Source organism: Planococcus chinensis (assembly GCF_020071995.1).
Classification (GTDB): Bacteria; Bacillota; Bacilli; order Bacillales_A; family Planococcaceae; genus Planococcus; species Planococcus chinensis_A.
The window spans coordinates 62,701-87,935 of the sequence record NZ_JABWTK010000005.1; the positions used below are offsets into that span (position 1 = coordinate 62,701).

The window sequence follows — 25,235 nt, forward strand, 5'->3', positions numbered from 1 at the left end:
AATAAAAGCGGCAGACATTTTAACAACAAGTAGTTGGGAGATATGCAATGAAATCGTTACTTACAAAAATTGAACTCGACCTGGAGCAATTGTCGGCAGCGGAACGGCGCATCGGCGAATACATCATCCAGCAGCCGGATGCCATTCCGCATATGACCACGAAAGAACTGTCGGAAAAAGCGGGTGTCAGCGAAGCGACCATCATCCGCTTCTGCAAATCGATCGGCATGGGAAGCTTCAAATCCTTCAAATTGGCGCTTATGAAAGACCTGACCCTGACAGATACAAATCTGACGGACTTTTCGGTGCTTCAGCAGAAAGATTCCCCTTATGATTTATTCCATAAAGTAATCCACGTCAACAAGTCGGCCATTGAATCCTGCGCAGATTCGATGGACCGGAAAGAATTGGTGAAAGCAGTCGAAGCGATAAAAGATGCAAAAAAAATCGTCTTTTTCGGCGTCGGCGGTTCTTCGACGGCGGCTGTGGATGCCCAGTACAAATTCATGCGGCTAGGCTACCAGTCCATCACTTCGCTGGATTTCCATTACATGCTGTCATTGATTCCGCATCTGACGGAAAACGATGTATTTGTCGCAATCAGCATGTCGGGGCGGACAAAGGATGTGCTGGAGTTGTCGCGTTTTGCGAAAAAAAGAGGCGCACAAGTGATTGCTATAACAAACTTGAACAAATCGCCGCTTTATAAAGAAGCGGACATCCGGCTGTGCACCCCAAACGTCGAACAGGATTTCCGGAGCGGCAGCATCGCTTCCCGGATGACCCAGCTCACCGTAATCGACACCCTTTATATGAGCGTTTTCCACCACCTAGGCGAAAAAGTGCTGCAGCAGTACTACGACGCCCGCAGTGAGATGGAGAGTTTGAGAAGGTAAAGAGAGCTGAATTAACAGACAAAAGGACATCCCGGATCCTCCGTTTCAGCCGGACGCGTTCCGCGGGCTCGCACCGAACTAACTCGGAACTGACGTCCCGAGTGGATTTCGGCACTTCGCTATCCCGCAGGAGTCGCCGGCTTTCACTCCGGATCCCTAACATGATGGCTTTTAAGAGGTGTCGCTTTTCCTCATAAAGATGTTTGTTTAAACTAAAAATTGGATTCAATTCACATTCACTCATGAATCAAAGAGAAGCTCCAACCGGTTCGGCCACGAAGACTCCTGTGGGACAGCGAAAGCTGAAGACCCCGCAGGTGCGAAGCGGCGAGGAGGCTGAAGCTGAGCCCACGGAAAGCGAAGTGGCCGGTCCGGTTGGTTCTATGCATCGCTATGCATCTCATCTAGGCTTTGTCTATAGTTTGAGAGCTGAGAAATCAGCTCTTTTTTATTTTTCTTCATGAAATTAAAATTCATAATTTAGATAATTTATATTGACATGAAATTTCTTAAGGGTACAATAAAGTCAAGAAATAACCAAATAAAGGATGAGCCGATGTTAGAGAATTTGTCTACAGAGAAAAGAAATGACGATACGATGAAGCTGGATGAAATGTCGACGCTGGAAATCCTTGAAACGATGAACCGGGAAGACCAGACGGTTCCAGGTGCGATTGCCAAGGAAATGGACCGCATTGAACAAGCGGTGCAAGCAGTGATCAAATCGTTCCAGGCTGGCGGCCGGCTGATTTATGTAGGGGCAGGCACAAGCGGGCGTCTTGGTATTTTGGATGCAGTGGAGTGTGTACCGACTTTTGGCGTCTCACCGGATGTGGTACAAGGTTTCTTGGCTGGTGGAATGGAAGCGTTCACAATGGCTCAAGAAGGTGTGGAAGACAACCCGGCTCTTGCCAAAGAAGAATTGAAGAAAATTTCCTTAACAGAAAAAGACACGGTGATCGGCATTGCAGCAAGCGGCAGAACGCCTTATGTAATAGGGGCGCTCGAGTATGCAAGTGAAGTGGGCGCGAAAACGGTAGCCATTTCCTGCAATACGGAATCGGAAATCAGCCGGTATGCGCAAATTGCGATTGAAATCGAGACAGGTCCGGAAGTCTTGACCGGTTCTACACGTTTAAAAGCGGGAACGGCCCAAAAGCTCGTATTGAACATGATTTCAACGGCTTCGATGATCGGCGTCGGCAAAGCTTACGGAAATTTGATGGTGGATGTGCAGGCGACCAACAAAAAACTGATTGAGCGTTCGAAGCGTATTATCATGGACGCTACGCAAGTGGATTATGAAACAGCGGAGCGTTTTTACGAAAAAGCCGATCGCCATGTCAAAGCGGCCATCGTCATGATTTTATTGGATTGTTCAAAAGAAGAAGCAGCGAAAAAGCTGGAAACAGCCGGCGGTTTTGTAAGAAAAGCTTTATAACACACTGGGAGAGCGGGGGGACAGTATGAAAAAAGAACAAAAAATGGCACAGGATATTCTCGGAAATGTCGGGGGAAAAGAGAATATCCAGCGGGTCGCACACTGCATGACGCGGTTGCGCTTGTCGCTGAAAGATGACAGCAAAGCAAATATCAATGACTTGAAACGAATTGACGGCGTGATGGGCGTCGTTGAAGACGATACACTTCAAATTGTGGTAGGTCCGGGAACGGTCAATAAAGTAGCTGCTGAAATGAGCAATGAAACAGGGCTTGCAATTGGGGAAGAAGCAGCTGTCAACGAAGGGGATATGGATTTCAGCGAAAAAGCACAGCTGGACCGTGAAAAGATGAAGCAAAAAAACAAAACACCGTTCAAGATGTTTTTGCGCAGAGTCGGCAATATCTTCATTCCGCTGATTCCTGGTTTGATTGCTTCGGGAATCATCAACGGCGCAGCGAACTTTGCTAAAAACGCCGGAGTGGATGAAACGGCAACGTATATGCAGATTTTATTGCTGCTGGGAAGCACAGTCTTTACATACTTGGCTATTTTAGTCGGTTGGAACACAGCGAAAGAATTTGGCGGAACGCCGGTGCTCGGTGCGATTGCCGGGGGTATTTTGTTCAATCCGTTATTGGCGGATATCACGATTTACGGGGAGCCGCTCGTTGTCGGGCGCGGCGGATTGTTTGGAGTCATATTGGCTGCTTGGCTGATGACGTTTGTTGAAAAGAAAGTGCGTTCTGTCATGCACAGTTCGATTGATATTCTTTTTACACCATTAATTACGGTTCTTGTAGTTGGATTTATTTCTTTATATGCAATTGTTCCAGTTGCCGGTGTATTGAGCGACATCATCACATCCGGTTTGATTTCAGCGCTTGATGTCGGCGGAGTGGTTGCCGGCGGCGTATTGGCCGCATTCTTCCTGCCGCTTGTTATGCTTGGGCTTCACCACGGATTGACGCCGATCCACGTGGAATTGATGAACACATTCGGCAGCACCGCGTTATTGCCGATTTTGGCAATGGCAGGTGCTGGACAAGTCGGTGGTACAATTGCCATTTACGTGAAAACGAAAAACCAGCGTTTGCGCAATATCATTAAAGGCGCATTGCCGGTTGGGATTCTTGGAATCGGAGAGCCTTTATTGTACGGTGTAACTTTGCCGCTTGGCCGTCCGTTTATCACGGCTTGTATGGGAGCAGCATTCGGCGGCGCCTTCCAGGCCGTCATGCACACTGCGGCACAAGGCATCGGCGTATCCGGCATCTCCTTGATTCCGTTGATCGCTGACAGCAAATACATCTGGTACTTCGTAGGGCTCGTTGTATCGTACGTCTTTGGATTTATCTTCACTTATTTGTTCGGATTTAAAGAGAGAATGGCAGAAGGAATCTAGAAAAGCGGAAAGAGCCGTTCAGCTTCGACTGGCATAAGACCGATTGGTGAAGCGGCATGTTTTCAGCCGCACAGCCAAGTGGGCTTATGACCCGAGAAGCTGGCTCTTGCAGCTGGACACTAGAAAAGCGCAGGCGGCCATTTAGCCCCGACAAGCGCTGGAGGGTTTGGCAGGAATGGCGTACTTGGCCATTCAGGACAAAACCGAAGCGACCTCGAGGGGCTGGCCGCCGGAGCTGGACATTAGAAAAGCGGAACCGCCTGTATCAGCTCCGACAGGCATAAGACTGATTGGTGAAGCGGCATGTTTTCAGCCGCATAGCCAAGCGGGCTTATGACCCCGAGGAGCTAGGCGGTGCAGCTGGACACTAGAAAAGCGCAGGCGGCCCTTCATAAAACACACCAAGAAAAGCATAAGAGCAGCTCTTTGCTGCTTTCACAAAGCGTAAGGGAATACTTTTGCTCCTCATCGCTTCGCTAGCTTCGTCGCAAAGGAGTCGCCCCAAATTGCTTTTGGGGCGACTCCTTTTTTAATTTATCCAAAAGGAGAGATCACATGCGCGGAATATCAGTTTATTTAGGAGAAGGCTCGCCGAAAGACCTTGAGCCTTATATTCAAAACATTCGAAAGCTTGGTTTCAACTCGATTTTCACTTCGCTGCACATTCCGGAAGAAGATCCATCGGTTTACGAAGAACGGCTGCGGGAGTTAGGAGCACTGGCGCTGGCCTACGAAATGGAATTAATGGCGGACATTTCGCCGAAATCGCTGGGCCACCTCGGGTTCACTTGGGACAATGCAGAGGGCTTAGTGGAGTGGGGCGTCACGGGGCTTCGGATCGACTATGGCGTTAATGAGGAAACTATTGCCGAGCTGTCGGGAAAAATGAAAATCGCATTGAATGCCAGTACGTTAACACAAGAAGGATTAGCCCGGTTAAAAGCAGCGGGTCTTCGGACAGAAGCGGTTGAAGCCTGGCACAATTTCTATCCGCGGCCGGAAACCGGTTTGGACACGCAAGATTTTTATGAAGTGAACGAGTGGCTGAAAAGCAAAGGCTTGACGGTCATGGCCTTTATCCCGGGAGACGGCAAGCGCCGGGGACCTTTATTCGATGGCTTGCCCACTTTGGAAGAGCATCGCAGCATTTCACCATTTGCAGCATACATGGCATTTGAGAAGAGCGGGCTGGTAGATAAAATATTGGTGGGAGACATCACTTTAAGCGAGGAAAGCTTGATGCAATTCGCCGCTTACGATCAAGGCGTAATCCAGCTGCACGCGGAGAGCCTGACAGAAAATCAGGACTTGATGGAAACGGCCGGTACCGTTCAGACCAACCGCCTGGATGCTGCAAGAGACTGCGTGCGTTCAATGGAGTCCCGGGAATACGGCTTGTTCGGCACACGGCGGCTGGCACCGGAACATACCGCTGAAAGGCCAACCGGCAGCATTACAATCGACAACGAACGCTACGGCCGCTACCAGGGCGAAATGCAAATCACGAAAAGAGCGTTGCCGGCAGATGAACGGGTCAATGTCATCGGCAGAGTTCTGCCAAAAGATTTGCCGTTGATCGAGCACATTAAATCTGGAGTGAAATTTCAGTTAATATGGGTATAAAGAAGAATTTTAATTTCGAAATTTGTTCCTCCAAAAGGCGTACTTCTGTCCGTGAACCTAAGCAAATGTAAACGGAACGAAAAATGGAAAGCGAAAAATCCATTTAAAGACAGAGCTATTGGGGCATGGGCAATAAATGAATTGTCAGATAATATTGGACAATAGAGGTAAATAAATACAAAAAAGAATAATAGGAGGAAAGAAATGAAAAAAAGAACGAAGTTCAAAGTGCTGTCGTCTGCCTTAGTCTGTTCGCTTGCTTTCACATCTGTTCTCGCTTCACCGGCAATGGCGGCTCCTGCGAATCAATGGAACCAGCCAGGGGCAATGTCGCCTGTACTCCACCCAGGTTCAGTGAAAGGGGCGGGGATGATACAGGAACCGCTGGATCGTTTTGATGCTGAAATTGAAAGCGCTTTAACAGCGAGGACGACGCCAGGGGCAGTCGCTTTTGTCGCCAGAAGCGGACATATCGTGAAGCACGATGCGTATGGCTATGCATCTCTGTACGCCGACGACCAGTTTACACCGGTGGCTAATCCGATTGAAATGAAAGAAGACACGATTTTCGACTTGGCTTCCATCAGCAAAATCTTTACGACGACTGCGGCGATGAAGCTGTACGAAGAAGGTTATTTCAAGCTGGACGACCCGGTAGCTCTGCATCTTCCGCAATTTGCGGAGAATGGCAAAGAAGCGGTCACCATTCGCCAGCTCATGACGCATACTTCCGGGTTTATCGCCTGGGTGCCGCTTTATCAGCAAGGGGAGACGCGCGAAGACCGCATCGAGTACGCGCTGCGTTATCCGCTTGCCAATCAGCCGGGCACCAATTACACATACAGCGATTTGAACTTGATCACGCTCGGGGCATTGATTGAGAAATACTCCGGCAAACGGCTTGATCAGTTTGTAAAAGAGGAAATCACGGACCCGATCGGCATGAAAGACACCATGTACAATCCGCCTGCGTCTTTGAAAAACCGCATCGCGGCGACAGAATACCAGCCGGCGCTTGGGCGCGGCATGGTGTGGGGCGAAGTCCACGATGAAAACGCCTGGTCTTTGGACGGCGTTGCCGGACATGCCGGTGTTTTCTCTACTGCATCGGATCTGGCAAAATTTGCCCATATGTTTTTGAACAATGGCAAATACGGCGGCAAACGGATTTTGGAACCGGAAACGGTCCGCTTGCTTGAAACCAACCAGATTCCGGAATTTCCGGGAGATGACCACGGGCTTGGCTGGGAACTGAATCAGGGCTGGTACATGGACGCGTTAGCAGATCCGGCGGCATTCGGTCACACCGGCTACACGGGAACAAGCATCGTCATCAACCGGAAAAACAAAACGATTGCCATCTTGTTGACGAACCGCGTGCACCCATCGAGAAGTACGATTTCCACAAACGGCATCCGCCGGGCCTTTGCCAGATCAGTCGCGGACGCCATTTCAGCTCCGGTGCCAAAACACCAGAAGGCTTGGTTCTCGGGCTACGGCGATAAATTAAACAACGAAATGCAGTTCGCTGTGCCGGTGGGGGCCAATTCCGTCTCCTTTGATACATGGCATCGCCTGGAAGCCAATTCGGATTTCGGTTTTATTGAAACGTCTTCGGACGGAGTGAACTGGACGGAAGCCACAGCTCCTCTTACGGGAGAAAGCGGTGAATGGGGACGGACTTCGATCGAATTGCCGGAAGGCACGAAGCACCTTCGCTTCCGTTACCAGACAGATAGCTCTGTTAATGGTCGCGGCTGGTATGTCGGAAATATTGAGATAGACGGCAAACGAGTCCAGCCAAAAGCGGAAAACAACAACTGGACTGTACGCAGCAATTAAGTTAGAGGGGGATGGAATATGACGAAATTTCATAAACTGCTTGTTTTGCCGCTGGTGATCGCCGCTTTGGTGGTTTCTTCACTGGCAACCGGCGCAGGAGCAGCAAAAGCACAAAACTCCGCGGCCGATTTGGTGATCCTGCAAAACGTGCCTGAAGTCGAAGTCGGCAGTGCCGAGGAACTTACATTAAAAGCCGTACATTTGTATGAAGATGGCCACTTTTTAGGGGCTTCGGAAGGATTGAAATGGAGCTCGACGAATAAAACCGTTGCTTCTGTAGACGCGGAAGGTACGGTAACGGTTCTTGGAAAACCAGGGAAAACGTTTATCACAGTAACCGACGGCAGCTACACGGATCGAATCGCCGTGCAGGTGAAGCCGGATGGGTCCGCTAAAACCGGCAAAGGCAAACCGCCGGTAAAGGTGTCGGTAATTAAAAGCGGCGGAGAGCGCTACAACTTGATCGAAAAAGCAGTAGCCGGCATGACGATGGAAGAAAAAGTCGGCCAGATGCTGATGCCGGATTTCAGAAACTGGAAAGGGCAAAACGTCACACAGCTGCTTCCGGAAATCGAACAGCTCGTGAAGCAATACCATCTGGGCGGTGTCATCTTGTTCCGTGAAAACGTCGTGACAACCGAACAAACGACAAAACTGGTCGCGGACTATCAGGAAGCGGCAGAAAAATACGGCCTCTTGATGACGATTGACCAAGAAGGCGGCATCGTGACGCGTCTGCAGTCCGGAACCGATATGCCGGGCAGCATGGCGCTGGGAGCGACGCGCTCTGCAGAAATTACGGAGAATGTGGGGAACGCAATTGGCGAAGAGCTTTCCGCTCTTGGCATTAACATGAACTTTGCCCCGTCATTTGATATCAACAACAATCCGGACAACCCGGTCATCGGCGTCCGTTCATTCGGCGAAAATCCGGAACTGGTCGCGGAACTGGGTGTAGCTTATACGAAAGGGCTGCAAGCTTCCGGAACTGCTGCAACTGCGAAGCATTTCCCGGGACACGGTGACACAGCGACCGATTCCCATATCGGCTTGCCGGAAGTGCCATATGATTTGGAACGATTGAAAGCAGTTGAATTGTACCCGTTCCAAAAAGCGATGGAAGCGGGCATTGATGCCATCATGACCGCGCACGTGACGTTCCCGAAAGTGGACGGCACGAAAGTCATTTCGAAAAAAGACGGCAGTGAAATCACGTTGCCGGCTACGCTTTCACACAAAGTACTAACAGAATTGATGCGGGATGAAATGGGCTATGAAGGTGTCATTTTCACCGATGCCTTGAATATGCAGGCGATCGCTGACCATTTCGGACCGGTTGAAGCCGTGATCCGTGCGGTCAATGCCGGAAGCGATATCGTCCTTATGCCGGTCGGGCTTGAAAGTGTCGCAAATGGCTTGTACGAAGCAGTCCGTTCAGGAGAAATTTCCGAAGACCGCATCGGGGCTTCAGCCAAGCGCATCCTGGCATTGAAATTAAAGCGCGGTATTGTGAAAGAAGAAAAACCGAAGCCGATTGAAGAAAAAGTGGCCAATGCGCTGCAGGTGGTCGGCTCGGAAGAACATCAGCAAGTGGAACGTGAAGCATCGGAAAAATCGATCACGCTTGTGAAAAATGAAGGCGTCTTGCCGCTGGCACCAAATCCGGAAGATTTGGTGGTGGTTGTCGGAAATGCCTATTCTGATGAGTTGTACGCAGGATTGAAAGCACTTCATGGCAACACCATCTGGATTCAAAAAGATAATTTATTGACCGAGCAGGAACTGGCCCAAGTCCAAGCGGCAAAAGCAGTGGTAGTCGGAACGCGTACATCCACCGTATCGCAGCGTTCGCCGAACAGCGGTCAAATGAAAATGGCCAACCAGATCATTGCCTCTACCGATGCACCGGTCATTGCAGTCGGCATCCAAAATCCATACGACATTATGGCTTATCCGGAAGTGGACGCGTATTTGACGCAATACAGCTTCCGAACAGCAAGCTACGAAGCGATGGCTTCAACGATTCTAGGGCAATTGTCGCCAACCGGAAAATTGCCGGTAACCATTCCGGATCTCGCAGGCGGCACATTGTATGAATACGGACACGGACTGACATACTAAACGATAGGGAGAGATGACTTTGAAAAAATGGATCGTAATGCTGCTCACCGCCATGCTCGTGTTATCTACACTTTCGATCGCATTCGCCAATCATGACAACGGCAACGGCAAATCGAAAGACCGCGGCAAAGGCAAGAAAGACCAATTTGCCATTGGAATCGAAGTGCTGCTGAAAGACCAGAAACAGTTGATCGAAGGGAAAAACGTCGGGCTGATCACCAACCCGACAGGCGTGGATAAAGACTTGAACAGCATCGTGGACCTTTTACACAATGATCCCGATGTGAACTTAACGGCGCTGTACGGGCCGGAACACGGCGTGCGCGGGGATGCGCAGGCTGGGCAATACGTGGAATTCTACAACGATGAAGTGACCGGCCTTCCGGTTTACAGCCTATACGGCTCTACCAGAAAACCGACACAGGAAATGCTTGAAGGCGTTGATGTGCTGCTGTTTGATATCCAGGACGTCGGCACTCGTTTCTATACGTACATCTATACCATGGCTCTGGCGATGGAAGCGGCCAAAGAAAAAGGCATTCCGTTTATCGTGCTTGACCGTCCAAATCCACAAGGCGGCGTTAAAGTGGAAGGGCCGGTGCTTGACCCGGAATTCGCTTCATTTGTCGGCCAATACGCGATTCCGCTTCGCCACGGCATGACGGTCGGTGAACTGGCTGGACTGTTCAATGAAGAATTCGGCATCGGTGCCGATTTGACCGTCGTCAAAATGAAGGGCTGGAAGCGAAATATGTTCTACGATGAAACCGGTCTGGAATTTGTCGCACCTTCACCGAATATGCCGACACTTGAAACGGCACTTGCTTATCCAGGCACTGCTTTAATTGAAGGTACGAACTTATCGGAAGGCAGAGGCACGACCAAGCCGTTCGAATACATCGGAGCGCCGTTCATCAACAGTACTGAACTGGCGAAAGAATTGAACGCCTTGGACTTGCGAGGCGTCACTTTCCGCGCAGCATCATTCACACCGGCATTCTCGAAACACTCCGGCAAACTGTCGCACGGGATCCAAGTCCATATCACGGACCGGGACGCCTACTTGCCGGTTGAAACAGGACTCCATATCGTCAAAACGATCTATGATCTGTATCCGGGCGAAGCTTCATTGACTGCATTCTTCAACAACTTGATCGGCAACGACTGGATTGCCCAAGGCATCAAAGACGGCATGACCGTTGAAGAAATGAAAAAACAATGGAAGCCGGAACTGAAAGAGTTCGAGAAAGTCAGAAAGAATTATTTGCTGTATAAATAGGAAGAAAAGAGCTGTAGACTTTAGGGCCTGCAGCTCTTTACTTTTTAGAAGAGCTATTCTTAAGGAGATATTACAATGAGTCTCTATAGACGTTGAGCTTAGGATTTATATATGCCGATATTCCGCAAAACAGCTGCGAAGCTATCGACGAAGCATATGAGACCAATAGCTTTGTGACGAGCTTGCGCAGTAGCAGCAGGCTTTTCTCCGCTGTTTTGCTCCATATCTTAGATAGCACAGTAGAAATGGATGGAGTTTCTTGTTCTCGAAGAGCTTACCTAGCGCCGGCGCGTCCAGGGGCTAAGCGAAGCGAGAAGACGAGTGTTCTTCTCGGCTTATCGCGGGAGCTATGCCCAAAGCGACCGAAGCGGTGTATTAAAAAATATTTACTGGTTTTGTGTGGAAAGATGTTAATTCGATTTTTTAAATAAGAACTAAAAGAAAACGCATACATTTTTTACTCAAATCGCTAAATTGGTATAGACATCTATACATATTAACTCTATAGTAAAAATTAAGACTAAGAAAAAAGAGGTGGATTCACTTGTTCAGTTTTCTGCAGAAAATAGGGAAATCATTGATGTTCCCGATTGCAACATTGCCGGCAGCGGCTTTGCTTTTGCGGTTTGGCCAGGATGACTTGCTCGGCATTCCGTTCTTATCGGCTGCCGGTGCGGGAATCATCGACAACCTTGCCATCATTTTTGCCATCGGCATCGCTTTCGGGCTTGCCCATGACAGCAACGGCGGGGCGGCGCTTGCGGGTGCCATTGCTTATCTCGTATTGACTTCAGCGATTGTCACAATCAATGAATCGATCAATATGGGCGTATTTGCGGGAATCCTTTCCGGGATTGTCGGCGGGCTATTATACAATAAATTCTATAACGTGAAATTCCCGGCCTGGCTCGCGTTCTTTGGAGGCCGGCGCTTTGTTCCAATCATAACCGCCGCTACCATGACGGTGCTGGCAGGGCTGCTTGGCTACGCATGGCCGCCGATCCAGGATTTGATTGACGGCGCAGGCGACTGGATTTTAAATGCAGGGATGTTCGGAGTAGGGGCTTATGGTTTCTTCAACCGTTTGCTGTTGCCAACCGGATTGCACCATGTTATCAACACAATTGTCTGGTTTGATTTTGGTACATTCACGGACGCGACTGGAGAAGTCGTACGCGGTGAGATCAACCGTTTCCTAAAAGGGGACCCGACAGCGGGGCCATTCCTTTCCGGTTTCTTCCCAATCATGATGTTCGGGCTTCCGGCAGCATGTTTGGCTATGTATGCGGCAGCTAAAAAAGAACGCAAAGCGATTGTTGGCGGGATGCTGTTCAGTATCGGTTTCACGTCATTCCTTACAGGGATCACTGAACCAATCGAATTCTCATTCATGTTCTTATCGCCATTGTTGTATGTTGTCCATGCTTTATTGACAGGTGTATCGATGATGATCGCTTATGCCCTGGATGTCCATCACGGCTTCGGGTTCTCGGCAGGCGCCATCGACTTTGTCCTGAATTACGGGCTGGCACAGAATCCGCTGGTGCTATTGGTTATGGGACTCGGAACCGGTGTCATCTACTTTGCCATTTTCTACTTGCTGATTGTCAAATTGGATCTGAAAACGCCTGGGCGTGAAGATGAAGATGCAGAAGACGGCAACGCAGATACAGGCAATAAAGGAATCGACATCCGCGCGTACCATACGATTGAAGCATTGGGCGGCGCGGATAACATCGCAGCAGTCGATTATTGCACAACGCGCCTTCGCATGTCTGTGAAAGATGCAGACCGCGTAAATGAAAAAGAATTGAAGCGCCACGGTGCAATGGGCGTTATGAAAGTGAATAAAACAAACGTCCAAGTGGTCATCGGAACAGCGGTGGAATTCCTGGCAGATGCCATGAAGAAACGTTTGGCCAATGGCAACCCGGCACCTGAAAGCTTGAACGTACCGGAAGAAGAAATGTCTACAGAACCTGAAATGGTGAAAGCAATCCGTGCAGAAGACTTTGCAATGCCGATTGATGGAGACATCATTCCATTGTCCGAAGTGCCGGATGAAGTATTCGCCAAAGCGATGATGGGGCCAGGATTCGGAATCGTGCCATCAGGAAATACGCTTCATTCACCGGTTGATGGCCGTGTGGTTACCGTTTTCCCGACGAAGCACGCCATCGGCATTGAAACGGATACCGGCATCGAAATCCTGATCCATGTAGGGCTCGATACGGTAAAACTGAACGGCGAAGGTTTTGAAACCCTAGTGGAACAAGGCCAGTTGGTTCAGCGCGGAGATGCATTGCTGAAGATGGATCTAACTTACCTTGGAGCCAACGCACCTTCAGTTGTTACGCCGGTTATTTTCACCAACTTAACGGGCCAGGAACTTGAAATGCTGAAAAAAGGTTCTCAAAAACAAGGCACCGTTTCCATCCTAAGAATTCAATAAACGAAAAAAACAGTGGAGCTCACCCCTCCACTGTTTGCAGTTAAAGCAATTACTAAGGAGACAAAACGAAACCAGGAAACTCATTCGTGATGTTCCTAGTTTTTCGTAAGGAGAGGCAAAAAATGAAGAAAACCATTTTGATTTCATCTATTCATATTGCGGATGCAAAAAACGAACCGTTTCTAGGGGATGTCTACTTGGAGGACGGAAAAATTGCTGCACTTGCTCCGTCGCTGGTAAAAGAAGCGGATCTCTATATTGATGCAGCCGGAAAAGACTGGACGCTCGTTCCTGGATTTATTGATGTCCACATTCACGGTGCGGCAGGTTTTGATACAATGGACGCGACGCCGGAAGCGCTGAGCGGCATGGCGAGCGCCTTGCCAAAAGAAGGCACCACTAGCTTTTTGGCGACGACAATGACGCAATCCGATGAGGCTGTGTCTCAAGCGCTTCAAAATGCAAGCGGATTTGAATCAGCTGAAGGCCAGGCCGAAATGGTGGGCATCCACCTGGAAGGTCCATTCATTTCGAAAAAGCAGCCGGGTGCACAGCCGGTGGAACACATCATTCCGCCATCGCTCGAACTGTTTCAGAAATGGCAAAGCCTGAGCGGCGACCGCATCAAGCTCGTGACGATGGCGCCGGAAACAGAAGGCGGCTACAGGTTTGTCGACGAAGTGACGTCAACCGGTGTGATTGCTTCCATTGGCCATTCAGACGGCACCTGGGAAGAAATGCAGCACGCCATTTCGGTTGGCGCAAGCCACGTGACGCATCTCTACAACCAGATGAGTGCATTCCATCACCGGGAACCGGGCGTCGTAGGAACGGCTTTTGTCGACAAACGCTTGTCCGTAGAAATCATTGCGGATTTTATTCACAGCCATCCGAAGTCGGTAGAGCTGGCGTTCCGCCAAATCGGGGCTGATCGCCTCGTCCTGATCACCGACGCTATGCGGGCAAAAGGGCTTAAGCAGGGTACGTATGATTTGGGCGGACAAGATGTGTTCGTTACCGAAAACGGCGCGCGGCTGGAAAGCGGCGCTCTCGCCGGGAGCATTCTGACGATGGATGAAGCGATGAAAAATGTGCAGAACTGCACAGGCTGTTCGATTTCGGAACTGGTTGCCATCACTTCTTACAACGCAGCAAAAAAACTGGGCTTATCCCATAAAGGCAGCATCGAAAGAGGCAAAGATGCGGATCTGGTCATTCTCGATGAACATTTGGATGTGCAGCTGACAATCTGCCGCGGCACCATTGCGCATAAGAAGGAGGGGCTGGCATGAATGTGATTGTGGTGGAAAACTACGATGAAATGAGCCTGCGCGCTTCAGAAATCGTGGAGCAGCAAGTTTTGAAAAATGCAAAATCGATTCTCGGACTAGCTACCGGTTCCACTCCGCTTGGCCTTTATGGCAAAATGATTGAGGGGTTTAAAAACCGGGGTGTTTCCTATGAGCAGATCAAGACCATCAACCTCGACGAATACCAAGGGCTGAATCGCAACCATCCAAACAGCTACCACAGTTTCATGTACGAAAATTTGTTCCAACACATTGATATCCAGATGCGCAATACCTATCTTCCGGACGGACAAGCCCGTTCCGTGGAAGAGGAATGCGAGCGCTACGAGGCGTTGATTGACCGGCTCGGACCGGTTCATCTGCAGATTCTCGGCATGGGGACGAACGGCCACATCGGATTCAATGAACCCGGTACACCTGAAGACAGTTTGACGCATTGCGTGGAACTGGATGAATCCACGCGTAAAAACAATGCCCGCTTTTTTGAATCGCCGGATGCAGTGCCGACGCATGCGATCACGATGGGAATCGCTTCGATTTTAAAAAGCGACCGCATTCTTTTGCTCGCTTCAGGGAAGAAAAAAGCCCCGGCCGTCAAAAAGCTGATGGAGCAGCAAGTAAGCGAAGATTTTCCGGCTTCGTTTTTATGGAACCATGATGATGTGACACTTATTGCAGACCGGGATGCCTATCAATTGGTGGAACCAGAAAGGCAGTGATCACGGTGCTCGATAAACAATCACATATCCCGATGTATGTCCAAATCGAAGAAGAGCTGAAGCGCCGGATCAAAGACGGCGAAGTGGCGGTGGGGACAGCGATCCCGTCAGAACGGGAATTGACCGAGCAGTTTGGTGTCAGCCGCATGACCGTCCGCCAGTCCATCACCAATCTGGTGAACGAAGGCTTGTTGTACCGGGAAAAAGGGCGCGGCACCTTTGTTTCTTCCCTGAAAGTCGAACAGCCGCTGAATGGTTTGACGAGCTTTACCGAGGACATGAAAGCCCGTGGGCTCACGCCAAGCAACAAAGTCATCCGATTTGAAAAAATGCTGCCGGAACAAGATATATCCGCAGAGCTTCAGCTTGAGCCTGGAGAAGAAGTGTTCACGGTGGAACGAATCCGCTACGCTAATGAAAAGCCGATGGCGCTCGAACGGACGTATTTGCCGGCCAGACTTTTCCCGGCTCTTGACGAACAGGCATTGGACGGTTCGCTGTATTCGCTCATTGAGTCCGGCCAGCAGTCCATCAGCCACGCCTCTCAGCGCATGGAAGCGGCACTGGTCCGGAAAGAAGAAGCGGAACTGCTTCAAATCGCCATGCCGGCAGCCATTCTAATTATTGAACGGGTCTCTTATTTAACAAACGGCATGCCGTTTGAAGTGGTCCGCAGCATTTACCGCGCCGACCGGTACAAATTTGTCACCGAAATTCAACGCTAAAACCAAAACCAAAGGAGAACTGAACAACATGATTGAAAAAAACTATACCATTACAAGCGACGAGGGCCTTCACGCACGCCCGGCTTCACGCCTTGTGCAGACCGTAACACCATTCTCAGCTGACGTGAAATTGGAGTTTAAAGACAAGCAAGTGAATATGAAATCCATCATGGGCGTCATGTCGCTTGGCATTTCCAAAGGCAAGGAAATCAAAATCATTGCAGACGGCAAAGACGAAGAAAAATTGATGGCTGCAGTCGACGAACTCATCGTAGGCGAAGGCCTTGGTGCCTAAGCATTCATTAAAGACAGGAGTGGATGCTACATGCTGACGGCATACTTTGAAAAAGCACGCGAACGGCTGCGGCTTGTCGAAGAACAGGAAGCTGAAGCGATGGCCGAAGCGGCAAGAAAAGTGGCAATAGCTATCCAAAACGGAGGCATTATCCAGCTTTTCGGCTGCGGCCATTCCCACATTCTCACCGAGGAAGTTTTCTACCGGGCAGGCGGGCTCGTTCCGGTCAAGCCGATTTTCATTGAAGCGCTGATGCTTCATGAAGGCGCAGTCCGTTCTTCGCAGCTTGAGCGGCGAAACGACTACGCCGAAGAAGTACTGGCGGAGCAGGATTTTCGTCCGGAAGACGTGGTGTTTGTATTGTCCACATCCGGACGCAATCCCGTGCCAATCGATTTCGCTTTGGCAGCCAGCGAAGCCGGTGCATTCACCATTGCACTGACGTCGCTGGAATACGCCAACAGCCAAACATCGCGGCACCGGAGCGGCAAACACCTGCACGATGCCGTGGATCTTGCCATCAACAACCATTCCGTAGTGGGTGATGCCGTACTCCAAACAGAAAACGTCCAAGTGCCTTTTGGTCCGACTTCGACCGTAGTTGGCGCCACCATCCTGAACGCCATATTCGCTGAAGCAATCCAGCAAATGGCCGACAACAGTTTCGAGCCGCCGGTTTTCCTCAGCGGCAATATCGACGGCGCCGACGACCACAACAACCGCCTGATTGAAAAATACAAAGAGCGCATTGCGGCGTTGGCATGAGAAGCAGCAGATTCCAAGCAACTACTTGGAATCTGTTTTTTTTGCTTTTCAAGTGAAAACGGAGCAGCGCGAATAAATCCTCAGCAACGCGAGCAAATTTTCACAAGCACGAATAAACCCGGTTGTGCTACTATATAAAGTAAATCTAAGGGGGAAATGGCATGTTTATACATAAAATTGACGATGAGTTGGCGTTGAAACTTCCGGAACTGAAAGACGCAGAGCGGATTTTCGAATTGACGGACAGCTCGCGCGAGTATTTGAAAGAATGGCTTCCGTGGGTGGATTTCACTGCGAAAGTAGAAGACACGCAGGATTTTATTAAAGCAGGCAGAAGCAATTTCGCAGAAGGCAAAACCTTGAACGCCGCTATTTTGTTTGAAGGGGAAATCGTGGGGATGGGCGGTTTCAACAGCATCAGCCAGGCGAACAAAGCGGCTTCGATCGGCTATTGGCTTGCGCCGCAATATCAGGGCCATGGCATCATGACGCGCGTCGTAAAAGCATTTACCGAATATGCATTTGACGAGTTGAAGCTGAACAGAGTGGAAATCCGCGCCGCTGTCGGCAACCAGAAAAGCCGCAGCATCCCAGAGCGCCTTGGCTATGTAGAGGAAGGCACCATCCGCCAGGCAGAATGGCTGTACGACCATTACGTTGACCACGTCGTTTACGGCATGCTGGCCGAAGAGTGGCACAATCGAATAAAAAACACCCAGCAATAAGCTGGATGTTGGAAGTTAAGAACCGCGTTTCAGTTTTCCGATGGTCTTTTGGAATTTGCCTTTGGTCTTGTCGAACTTTCCTTCATTCTGCAGGCGCGGATTGTCTGTAGCATTGCCGACTTGATCTTTGACCTCACCTTTTGTCCGGCTGACGACGCTTTTCAGTTTGTCTGAGAACCCTTTGTCACGGGCCATTTTAGACGCCTCCTATTGAAGTTTCTTACTCTTTGTATAGCACCAGAACGGAAATTTTAAACTTTTTCCGGTACAATGGAGAGAAAGTTTAATTGGAAGGAGGGACGGCATGGAAAAACGAGACCCGAGACAGATTCTGGAACAGAAAATGCGGGAAACCCGCCCAAAATGGACGCGGAACCAGGCGCCGAGCCCGAAGAAATACAAACCGAGCATGGAACTGGTGGAAAATTACGTCGTCCTGGATTTTGAAACAACCGGCCTGCGGGCAGGAAGCGATAAAATCATCCAGATTGGGGCAGTGAAATACATCGGCCACAACCGGGAAGACACGATGTACTTGCTGATCAATCCGGAACAATACATTTCTCCGACCATTACGCGCATCACCGGCATTAAAAACCAAGACGTCCAGGATGCGCCGACAATTGACGAAGTGGCGCACGACTTGATCGAGTTTATCGAAGGGCTGCCGCTCGTGGCGCACAACGCACCGTTTGATATGGGCTTTTTGTATGCCCTCGATAAAATCACGCCGATTCCGGAGTACACGGTCATCGATACAGTGAAGCTGGCGCGGAAAGTCATCCGCGAAACACCGAACCATAAGCTGGGAACTTTAGCGCAATACCTGCAGCTTGAGCACAATGCCCACGATGCATTAGGCGATTGCCTGGTGACAGCGGAAATCTACCAGTATTGCATCAGCCGAATGAAACGATAAGAGCAATCTCCTTAGTGGAGATTGTTTTTTTATTGCCTAAGCGGCTGTGAATCAGAGCGGAAAAGAGTAAAATACAGAGTAATCACGCATTCGTTTTTGAAATGGGGGCTTGTCCATGAACGCCAGCATTGAGTTGAAAAACGTCAGCAAAAGCTTCGGCAAGAAAACCGTGTTGCAGGAAATCAATTTGTCGATTGCGGAAGGCCGGATTTACGGATTGATCGGACCATCGGGATCGGGAAAGACCACTTTGGTGAAAATGATCGTCGGCATTGATGCACCGGATTCAGGTACGGTCCGGGTGCTCGATGTGAAAGTCCCGGATCTGGAATTGCTGAATGAGATTGGCTATATGGCGCAGTCTGATGCCTTGTATCCCGAGCTCACCGGCAAGGAAAACCTGGACTTTTTTGCATCGCTGTATCCGATGAAAAAATTCCATATGAAAAAACGCATTGCCTATGCGGCGGACCTGGTCAAACTGTCTGGTGACCTTGGAAAGAAAGTATCGGCTTATTCAGGCGGCATGAAGCGCAGGCTGTCGCTCGCGATTGCATTGGTGCACGATCCGAAAATCCTGATTCTTGATGAACCGACAGTGGGGATTGATCCGGAACTGCGCGTAGCCATCTGGAACGAATTGTTTCATTTGAAAAGCGAACAGCAAAAAACCATCCTCATCACGACGCATGTCATGGACGAAGCGGAAAAATGCGACCAGGTGGCAATGGTGCGGGACGGTGCCATTTTGGCGAGCGGCACACCAGCTGAATTGAAGCGCCATTACGGCGTCGATCAATTAGAAGAAGCCTTCCTAAAAGCGGGGAGGGAGCAGCGATGAGAATTGCCGCGTTGGTGCGCCGGATTATCAAACAAATGCTGCGGGACAAGCGGACCTTGGCGTTGCTGTTTCTTGCGCCGTTATTTGTCCTGACGCTCATGTACTTCTTTTTCAACGGCAACACGGTTCAGCCGGAACTTGGGACAGTGGATGTTCCGGAATCGTTGGCTATGGCTCTGGAAGAAAGAGGGATGATCATCACCTCTTACGGCCAAGCGACGGAAGAAACGGTGATAGAAGAAGATTTGGACGGCTTGCTGGCATTGGAAAGCGGCAGGATGACTTTAACCTTGCTGAATGACGATCCGTCGCTGGCGAAAAATTTGCTGGCGCATGTCAGCCAGACGGTTTTGCTGGCTTCTGGACAAACTCAGCCCATACCGCTCGAAACCGCGTATATTTACGGCAGCAGCGACACGGAATTTTTCGATGTGCTGTCGCCGGTATTAATCGGCTTTTTTGTGTTCTTTTTCGTCTTTTTGATTTCCGGGATCGGCTTGTTAAAGGAACGGGTATCCGGTACGCTGGAGCGTTTGATGGCGACGCCCATCCGCAAAGGAGAGCTGATTGCGGCCTATTTAATCGGATTTGGCATTTTCGCGGTCATTCAGACGGTCATTGTGGTGGCGTTTTCGATTACGGTGCTGGATGTGGTCTTGGTCGGCTCGGTGTGGCATGTGCTTCTCATCAATTTACTGCTGGCATTAGTGGCATTATCGCTCGGTATTTTATTGTCGACCTTTGCATCTTCTGAATTCCAGATGGTCCAATTCATCCCGATTGTGGTCGTGCCGCAAATCTTTTTTGCCGGCATTTTCCCGGTCGAAGGGCTGGCAGACTGGCTGCAGGCAATCGGCCGCATCATGCCGATCTACTATGCGGCGGACGCCTTGAAAGCGGTCATGTACAAAGGGCAGGGCTTCCATGAAATCAGCGGCGACCTGCTGGCATTGGTGATTTTTGCGTCCGTCTTTATTGTGCTGAATCTTGTGGTATTGAGAAGACATCGGAAATTGTAACGGCTTGATTGGACTTTCTGTATTTTGGAAGTTAGGAAGAACCCTTCCAAAAGGAGGGGAAGAACAAGGGAGACATGCACATTGCTGAATTACTACAGTAAATTATCGACAGAAGTATACGACCTGGACAAACCGGTCGGCAGTTCGTTCGGCGATATCGAGTATTATCTGGAGCGGCTGAAAGGAACAGCTGGGCGGATTTTGGAACCGGCGGTTGGCACCGGTCGCATGATGATTCCGCTGCTCCAAGCCGGATTTGAAGTGGACGGCTTTGATGTATCGCCGGAAATGCTTGCGAAGTGCCGGGACAATTGCCGTATAAGAGGGCTCCATCCTGAACTGTTTGAAGAACGGATGGAGTCGTTTACAGCTGGCCGGAAATACGGGGCGATCATTCTTCCGACCGGCACGTTTCTGCTGCTGCATGAACGGGAGCAATCGCTGCAAGCTTTACACAACTTCCATCATCACCTGGAAAACGGCGGCCGGTTCATCGTTGATTTGTATTTGCCGGGGAATATCGAGCTGGAGAAAAGTTCGACGCGCACGTGGAGCCTCGAAAATGGGGACATCATGACGCTGGAAAGCAAAAAAGTTGAAGTGGATTGGGTCAACCAATACACCATTTCACACAACCGCTACGAAAAGTGGCGGGACGGCAAGCTGATCGAAACTGAACTGGAGCGCTTTCCGATGCGCTGGTACGGTGTAGCGGAATTTAAGCTGCTGCTGGAACAGATCGGATTTACGGCTATCACGCTTTCAACCGATTACCGGTACAGGGAGTCTCCGACTGGAGCGGGGCAGTGCATCACGTTTGAAGCGATGAAATAAAACGGTGATTCGGAGCGTAAGGAGATAAATGTTAGGTGTAATCAACCCGAACATGGGGATAACCAACAAAAAAGGATGGCCCCGGGAGCCATCCTTTTTAGCGCTGATTAAAATCAATCGCTTCCCAAATTAAGTTTTTGAACGGTCCCGGCTGGATGTCGGCAAGCTTCCGGACGCGGATATGGCGCATCTTCGTGCCGTCGCCTTCAAGCAGGCCTTCCCGGTCATCCAGTTGGGCGCCTTGGTAAAAGCCGAAATTGATATGGCTTTTAGCGGTTTGCAAGTAGCATACCAAGCCGTCGCGTGAATAAGAAGGTTTGCCCCATTTGATTTCTTCGGTCATGCTCTCGGAAACTTCGAAAATCAAGCCTCGCAATTCCATTGCCAGTTGCTGGACATGCTCTGGAAGTTCTTCGATGTATTGGTCGACTGCTGGATTAAGCTGTACGTTCATCGGACACTCTCCTCATTTCGTTTTGGATGAAACCACCAGAAAGCGCACGTCGCGGTCGGTCAGATTGAACCAGTAATGCGTTTGGCGCGCATCGAACATCGTCGATTGCTGTTCGCCGAGTTCATATTGCCGGCCGTCCACTTCGACAGTCAATACACCTTCCACGACGAAAATAAATTCATAGCCGTGATGGGAAAACGCATTGCCTTCGTTTTCCCCGGGATGCAACGTGACAAGAATCGGAGAAAAGTCCGCTTCTTCCACGCCATTCGATAAGTCCTTATAATAAAACCGTTCCAGCCGCATTGCCAGCTCATCCCGTTCAGTATCGCCTTCAGCAAAGAATGCACTGGGATCCACATTCAAAGCATCGGAAATCTTCCGCAGCGATTCCAGCGTGACGCTTGATTTTCCCCGTTCCACTTGAGACAGGAAACTGATGGACACACCGGTTTCATCAGCCAATTCTTTTAATGTCATTTTTCGCTTTTTGCGAAGATCTTTCAGCGTAAAGCCAATTGAACTCGTTGGCATAACCATTCCCCGCCTTACTCTAATCGTTCTATCCTTTTCATCAGTCTGCTTTCAAACTGAAGTTCCCTTTATCATAACGTACTTGCTAAAAGCCCACCACTGAAAAAAGTCGTTGACAGAAAATTTGGAACTGAATAAGATAGGAACATGGGAGAAATTGAAGTGCTACTTCAATTCGAATAAACACAAGGGGGAGTCAGTTTGGACAAGAAGCAAACACGGCGGGTATTGACGGCAAGTTTAGTGGGAAGTTCGATTGAATGGTTTGATTATTTTTTATATGGAACAATGGCAGCACTTGTATTTAACCAATTATTTTTCGTCAACGAGGACCCGACAGTCGGGCTGATGCTCGCTTACGCCTCATTTGCATTATCGTTCTTCATCCGTCCGTTTGGCGGCATCATCTTCAGCCATATCGGCGACCGCATTGGGCGCAAGAAAACCTTGGTCATTACGCTAAGCTTGATGGGGCTTGCCACATTTGGCATGGGTCTGCTGCCGACCTATCAGGCAATCGGCATTTGGGCACCCATCCTATTGATCACGCTGCGTTTGGTGCAAGGCCTTGGAATCGGCGGCGAATGGGGAGGGGCGCTGTTGCTTGCGACGGAATACGCACCGCCTGAAAGACGCGGATTTTTCGGCAGCATTCCGCAAATGGGCGTTACGATCGGGATGGTCATGGGAACGCTGGCGCTTTGGATCATGACGTTGCTGCCGAACGGGGCATTCATGACATGGGGCTGGCGCGTGCCGTTCATCTTGAGCGCATTCCTGGTTATTTTCGGTTTATGGATCCGTAAAGGCATCGATGAAACACCGGAATTCAAAGCTGTACAGGCATCGGGCGAAATTCCGAAACTGCCGATTGTTGATACGCTGAAATACCACTGGCGCGAAGTGCTGATTGCAATTGGAGCGAAAGTGGTGGAAACCGCCCCATTCTATATTTTCGGGACGTTCGTAGTATCGTACGCCACCACGAATCTTGGCTTTTCGCAAACTGCGACTTTGGGTTCGGTAATGATTGCGACAGTCATCACGACGATTTTGATTCCGATTATGGGCTCGCTGTCCGATAAAATTGGACGCAAGAAAATGTATATTGCCGGAGCAGTGGCGATGGCTCTTTACGCGTTCCCGTATTTCTGGATGCTGCACCAAGGCTCCGTCCTGTTGCTGGTCGTAGCAACCATTATCGGCCTGGGCATTATCTGGGCACCGATTACTGCCGTTCTCGGCACCATGTTTTCGGAAATTTTTGACGCCAAAGTCCGCTACACAGGTGTTACACTCGGCTACCAGATTGGTGCAGCTCTGGCAGGCGGAACAGCACCGCTCGTCGCGACGGCATTGCTTGCAAACTTTGATAATTCATATGTGCCAGTTGCGATTTACATCATCTTCACTGCACTGATCTCACTTGTCTCAATCTGGGCAGTGAAAGATTTGAGCGGCAAACAGCCAGCACCGAAAGTGGCGGCGAAAGAAAGCCGCGTATAAGCCGCTTTCTTCAAGGGAGGACAACCATGCTCATCATCAATGAACAACAGATTCAGAAATTGTATAACATGGCAGATGCCATCCAAGACATCACGGCCATTTTGACGGCAAAACAGCAAGGCAAAATCAACAATCCACACCGTACCGTTTTGGATTTCCCGGAACGCCAGGCATCATCCTTGTATATGCCGAGTGCCGATTTAGTGGGCGACATCGCCGGCGTGAAAGTGGTCACCATCTTTCCGGAAAACCCGGCGCAAGGAAAACCGACGACACAAGGCATGATCCTATTGTCGGATGCAACGAACGGTGAACACGTGGCACTCATGACGGCGTCTTACCTGACGCGCTTGCGGACAGGTGCACTAAGCGCCATTGCAACAGAGCGCCTGGCGAGAACGGATAGCCGCGTCCTGACTGTCATCGGCACAGGGGCGATGGCGTTTGAGCAAGTGCTTGGCGTGCTGGAAGTCCGGGCAATAGAACGCATCATCCTGGTGAACCGAACGCCTGAAAAAGCGGAGGCTTTCGGCGGAAAACTGAAAGCATTCGGCGTTGAAATTCCTTACGAAGTCGAAACGGATGTTCAGAAGGCCGTCAAACAAGCAGACATCCTCTGCTGTGCCACGCGTTCCGATAACCCCGTATTTGATGGAAGGGATTTAAAGCCCGGCACCCATATTAACGGCGTCGGCTCTTATTTGCCAAGCATGCGCGAAGTGGACGAACTCACCGTAGAGCGGGCTGATAAAATCATTGCCGATGATTTAGTTGGCGTAAAAGACGAAGCCGGTGAACTGATCCATTGTGCAGAAAGCGGGGATTGGTCGTTCGACAATATGTATGCCGAACTTGGCGACCTGGCAGTCGGCGAAAAAGCCGGACGCCAGTCAGCTGAAGAAATCACGTTCTTTAAATCGGTCGGAGCCGCCTATTTTGATCTCGCTGTCGCAAAAGGGGTTTTTGCAAAAGCGAAAGCATCGGATTCCGGAATAGAAGTAGAAATGTAAGAGGCTGTCCGCAAAGTATAAATTAAATGAATAGAAATACATAAAACCAACCGGACCGGCCACTTCGCTTTCCGTGGGCTCAGCTTCAGCCTCCTCGCCGCTTCGCACCTCCGGGGTCTTCAGCTTTCGCTGTCCCACAGGAGTCTTCGTGGCCGAACCGGTTGGGGCGGCTCTCTTTGATATGAAAGTGAACGATAATCCGATTGAAGCCCAACCGTTTAGTTGGAGAAGAAAAGTGGCAACTCTGGATAGCCTTTACGCTGATTATCCAAAGTGGAAGCCGGCGACTCCTGCGGGATAGCGAAGTGCCGAAATCCACTCGGGACGCACGTTCCGAGTTAGTTCGGCGCGAGCCCGCAGAACGCGTCCGGCTGAAACGGAGGATCCGAGATGCCCTGTTGTATGTTCATTCATTTCTTATGCGTAAAAATTCTTTTGTCTACAAACTCAGGCTGTCCGCAAATGCGGACAGCCTTTCGTATTTGCAGGATAATTACTTTTTTATATAGACAAAATGAAA

24 protein-coding genes are annotated in these 25,235 nt (G+C 49.9%); 21 read left to right on the forward strand and 3 right to left on the reverse strand.

The window, feature by feature from the left end:
- Window positions 1-47 precede the first annotated feature (47 nt).
- The 15 genes from HU147_RS09635 to HU147_RS09705 all read left to right on the forward strand — a co-directional run bounded on the left by HU147_RS09635 (window position 48) and on the right by HU147_RS09705 (window position 17,598).
- Window positions 48-896, forward strand: coding sequence for a MurR/RpiR family transcriptional regulator (locus tag HU147_RS09635; RefSeq protein WP_224076035.1), 849 nt, complete (start codon window positions 48-50; stop codon window positions 894-896).
- Window positions 897-1,452: 556 nt separating this feature from the next.
- On the forward strand, window positions 1,453-2,337 hold the full coding sequence (murQ, locus tag HU147_RS09640) for an N-acetylmuramic acid 6-phosphate etherase (RefSeq protein WP_224076036.1): 885 nt from the start codon (window positions 1,453-1,455) through the stop codon (window positions 2,335-2,337).
- A 25-nt stretch (window positions 2,338-2,362) separates the two neighbouring features.
- The gene (locus tag HU147_RS09645; protein ID WP_224076037.1) at window positions 2,363-3,742 is read left to right on the forward strand and encodes a PTS transporter subunit EIIC; all 1,380 of its coding nucleotides are present in this window, start codon (window positions 2,363-2,365) and stop codon (window positions 3,740-3,742) included.
- A 175-nt stretch (window positions 3,743-3,917) separates the two neighbouring features.
- Complete coding sequence (locus HU147_RS09650) at window positions 3,918-4,079, forward strand: hypothetical protein (protein WP_224076038.1); 162 nt, start codon at window positions 3,918-3,920, stop codon at window positions 4,077-4,079.
- Window positions 4,080-4,297: 218 nt separating this feature from the next.
- The gene (locus HU147_RS09655; protein WP_224076039.1) at window positions 4,298-5,365 is read left to right on the forward strand and encodes a DUF871 domain-containing protein; all 1,068 of its coding nucleotides are present in this window, start codon (window positions 4,298-4,300) and stop codon (window positions 5,363-5,365) included.
- Window positions 5,366-5,569: 204 nt separating this feature from the next.
- Entirely contained in the window at window positions 5,570-7,207 is a 1,638-nt protein-coding gene (locus HU147_RS09660) for a serine hydrolase domain-containing protein (RefSeq protein ID WP_224076040.1), read from the forward strand.
- A gap of 18 nt (window positions 7,208-7,225) precedes the next feature.
- The gene (locus HU147_RS09665) at window positions 7,226-9,328 is read left to right on the forward strand and encodes a glycoside hydrolase family 3 protein (RefSeq protein ID WP_224076041.1); all 2,103 of its coding nucleotides are present in this window, start codon (window positions 7,226-7,228) and stop codon (window positions 9,326-9,328) included.
- 19 nt (window positions 9,329-9,347) lie between these two features.
- Complete coding sequence (locus tag HU147_RS09670; RefSeq protein WP_224076241.1) at window positions 9,348-10,607, forward strand: exo-beta-N-acetylmuramidase NamZ family protein; 1,260 nt, start codon at window positions 9,348-9,350, stop codon at window positions 10,605-10,607.
- A 544-nt stretch (window positions 10,608-11,151) separates the two neighbouring features.
- Window positions 11,152-13,059 (forward strand): N-acetylglucosamine-specific PTS transporter subunit IIBC, encoded by a 1,908-nt coding sequence (nagE, locus tag HU147_RS09675; protein ID WP_224076042.1) that lies wholly within the window; start codon window positions 11,152-11,154, stop codon window positions 13,057-13,059.
- Between the two features lie 122 nt (window positions 13,060-13,181).
- Complete coding sequence (nagA, locus tag HU147_RS09680) at window positions 13,182-14,351, forward strand: N-acetylglucosamine-6-phosphate deacetylase (RefSeq protein WP_224076043.1); 1,170 nt, start codon at window positions 13,182-13,184, stop codon at window positions 14,349-14,351.
- On the forward strand, window positions 14,348-15,088 hold the full coding sequence (gene nagB, locus HU147_RS09685) for a glucosamine-6-phosphate deaminase (protein ID WP_224076044.1): 741 nt from the start codon (window positions 14,348-14,350) through the stop codon (window positions 15,086-15,088). Before nagA ends, nagB begins: the two co-directional genes overlap by 4 nt.
- Before the next feature lie 5 nt (window positions 15,089-15,093).
- Window positions 15,094-15,813, forward strand: a complete 720-nt coding sequence (locus HU147_RS09690; RefSeq protein WP_224076045.1) for a GntR family transcriptional regulator — start codon at window positions 15,094-15,096, stop codon at window positions 15,811-15,813.
- A 28-nt stretch (window positions 15,814-15,841) separates the two neighbouring features.
- Window positions 15,842-16,108: a phosphocarrier protein HPr gene (locus tag HU147_RS09695; protein ID WP_263427806.1), complete on the forward strand. Its 267-nt coding sequence runs from the start codon at window positions 15,842-15,844 to the stop codon at window positions 16,106-16,108.
- A gap of 30 nt (window positions 16,109-16,138) precedes the next feature.
- Window positions 16,139-16,873 carry an SIS domain-containing protein gene (locus HU147_RS09700; protein ID WP_224076046.1) on the forward strand — a complete coding sequence of 245 codons (735 nt, stop codon included), beginning with the start codon at window positions 16,139-16,141 and terminating at the stop codon, window positions 16,871-16,873.
- Window positions 16,874-17,034: 161 nt separating this feature from the next.
- Entirely contained in the window at window positions 17,035-17,598 is a 564-nt protein-coding gene (locus HU147_RS09705) for a GNAT family N-acetyltransferase (RefSeq protein WP_224076047.1), read from the forward strand.
- Between the two features lie 15 nt (window positions 17,599-17,613).
- Here the strand turns inward: HU147_RS09705 and HU147_RS09710 are convergent, their stop codons facing one another.
- Complete coding sequence (locus HU147_RS09710; RefSeq protein ID WP_036802238.1) at window positions 17,614-17,793, reverse strand: CsbD family protein; 180 nt, start codon at window positions 17,791-17,793, stop codon at window positions 17,614-17,616.
- A gap of 109 nt (window positions 17,794-17,902) precedes the next feature.
- Here HU147_RS09710 and HU147_RS09715 point away from each other — a divergent pair, with 109 nt between their 5' ends.
- The 4 genes from HU147_RS09715 (at window position 17,903) to HU147_RS09730 (ending at window position 21,211) form a co-directional block, all read left to right on the forward strand.
- Entirely contained in the window at window positions 17,903-18,517 is a 615-nt protein-coding gene (locus HU147_RS09715; protein WP_036802240.1) for a 3'-5' exonuclease, read from the forward strand.
- A 115-nt stretch (window positions 18,518-18,632) separates the two neighbouring features.
- Window positions 18,633-19,358, forward strand: coding sequence for an ABC transporter ATP-binding protein (locus tag HU147_RS09720; protein WP_224076048.1), 726 nt, complete (start codon window positions 18,633-18,635; stop codon window positions 19,356-19,358).
- The gene (locus tag HU147_RS09725) at window positions 19,355-20,377 is read left to right on the forward strand and encodes an ABC transporter permease (RefSeq protein WP_224076049.1); all 1,023 of its coding nucleotides are present in this window, start codon (window positions 19,355-19,357) and stop codon (window positions 20,375-20,377) included. The genes HU147_RS09720 and HU147_RS09725 overlap by 4 nt, the downstream gene beginning before the upstream one ends.
- Before the next feature lie 81 nt (window positions 20,378-20,458).
- Window positions 20,459-21,211, forward strand: a complete 753-nt coding sequence (locus HU147_RS09730) for a class I SAM-dependent methyltransferase (RefSeq protein ID WP_224076050.1) — start codon at window positions 20,459-20,461, stop codon at window positions 21,209-21,211.
- A 97-nt stretch (window positions 21,212-21,308) separates the two neighbouring features.
- Here the strand turns inward: HU147_RS09730 and HU147_RS09735 are convergent, their stop codons facing one another.
- Window positions 21,309-21,665 (reverse strand): DUF1801 domain-containing protein, encoded by a 357-nt coding sequence (locus tag HU147_RS09735; protein WP_036802247.1) that lies wholly within the window; start codon window positions 21,663-21,665, stop codon window positions 21,309-21,311.
- 12 nt (window positions 21,666-21,677) lie between these two features.
- Window positions 21,678-22,199: a helix-turn-helix domain-containing protein gene (locus tag HU147_RS09740; RefSeq protein WP_224076051.1), complete on the reverse strand. Its 522-nt coding sequence runs from the start codon at window positions 22,197-22,199 to the stop codon at window positions 21,678-21,680.
- A 201-nt stretch (window positions 22,200-22,400) separates the two neighbouring features.
- On the opposite strand from HU147_RS09740, the gene HU147_RS09745 reads away from it, so the two are divergent.
- Together HU147_RS09745 and HU147_RS09750 are read left to right on the forward strand one after the other, a co-directional pair.
- Window positions 22,401-23,705: an MFS transporter gene (locus HU147_RS09745; RefSeq protein WP_224076052.1), complete on the forward strand. Its 1,305-nt coding sequence runs from the start codon at window positions 22,401-22,403 to the stop codon at window positions 23,703-23,705.
- 26 nt (window positions 23,706-23,731) lie between these two features.
- Complete coding sequence (locus HU147_RS09750; RefSeq protein WP_224076053.1) at window positions 23,732-24,715, forward strand: ornithine cyclodeaminase family protein; 984 nt, start codon at window positions 23,732-23,734, stop codon at window positions 24,713-24,715.
- Window positions 24,716-25,235 lie beyond the last annotated feature (520 nt).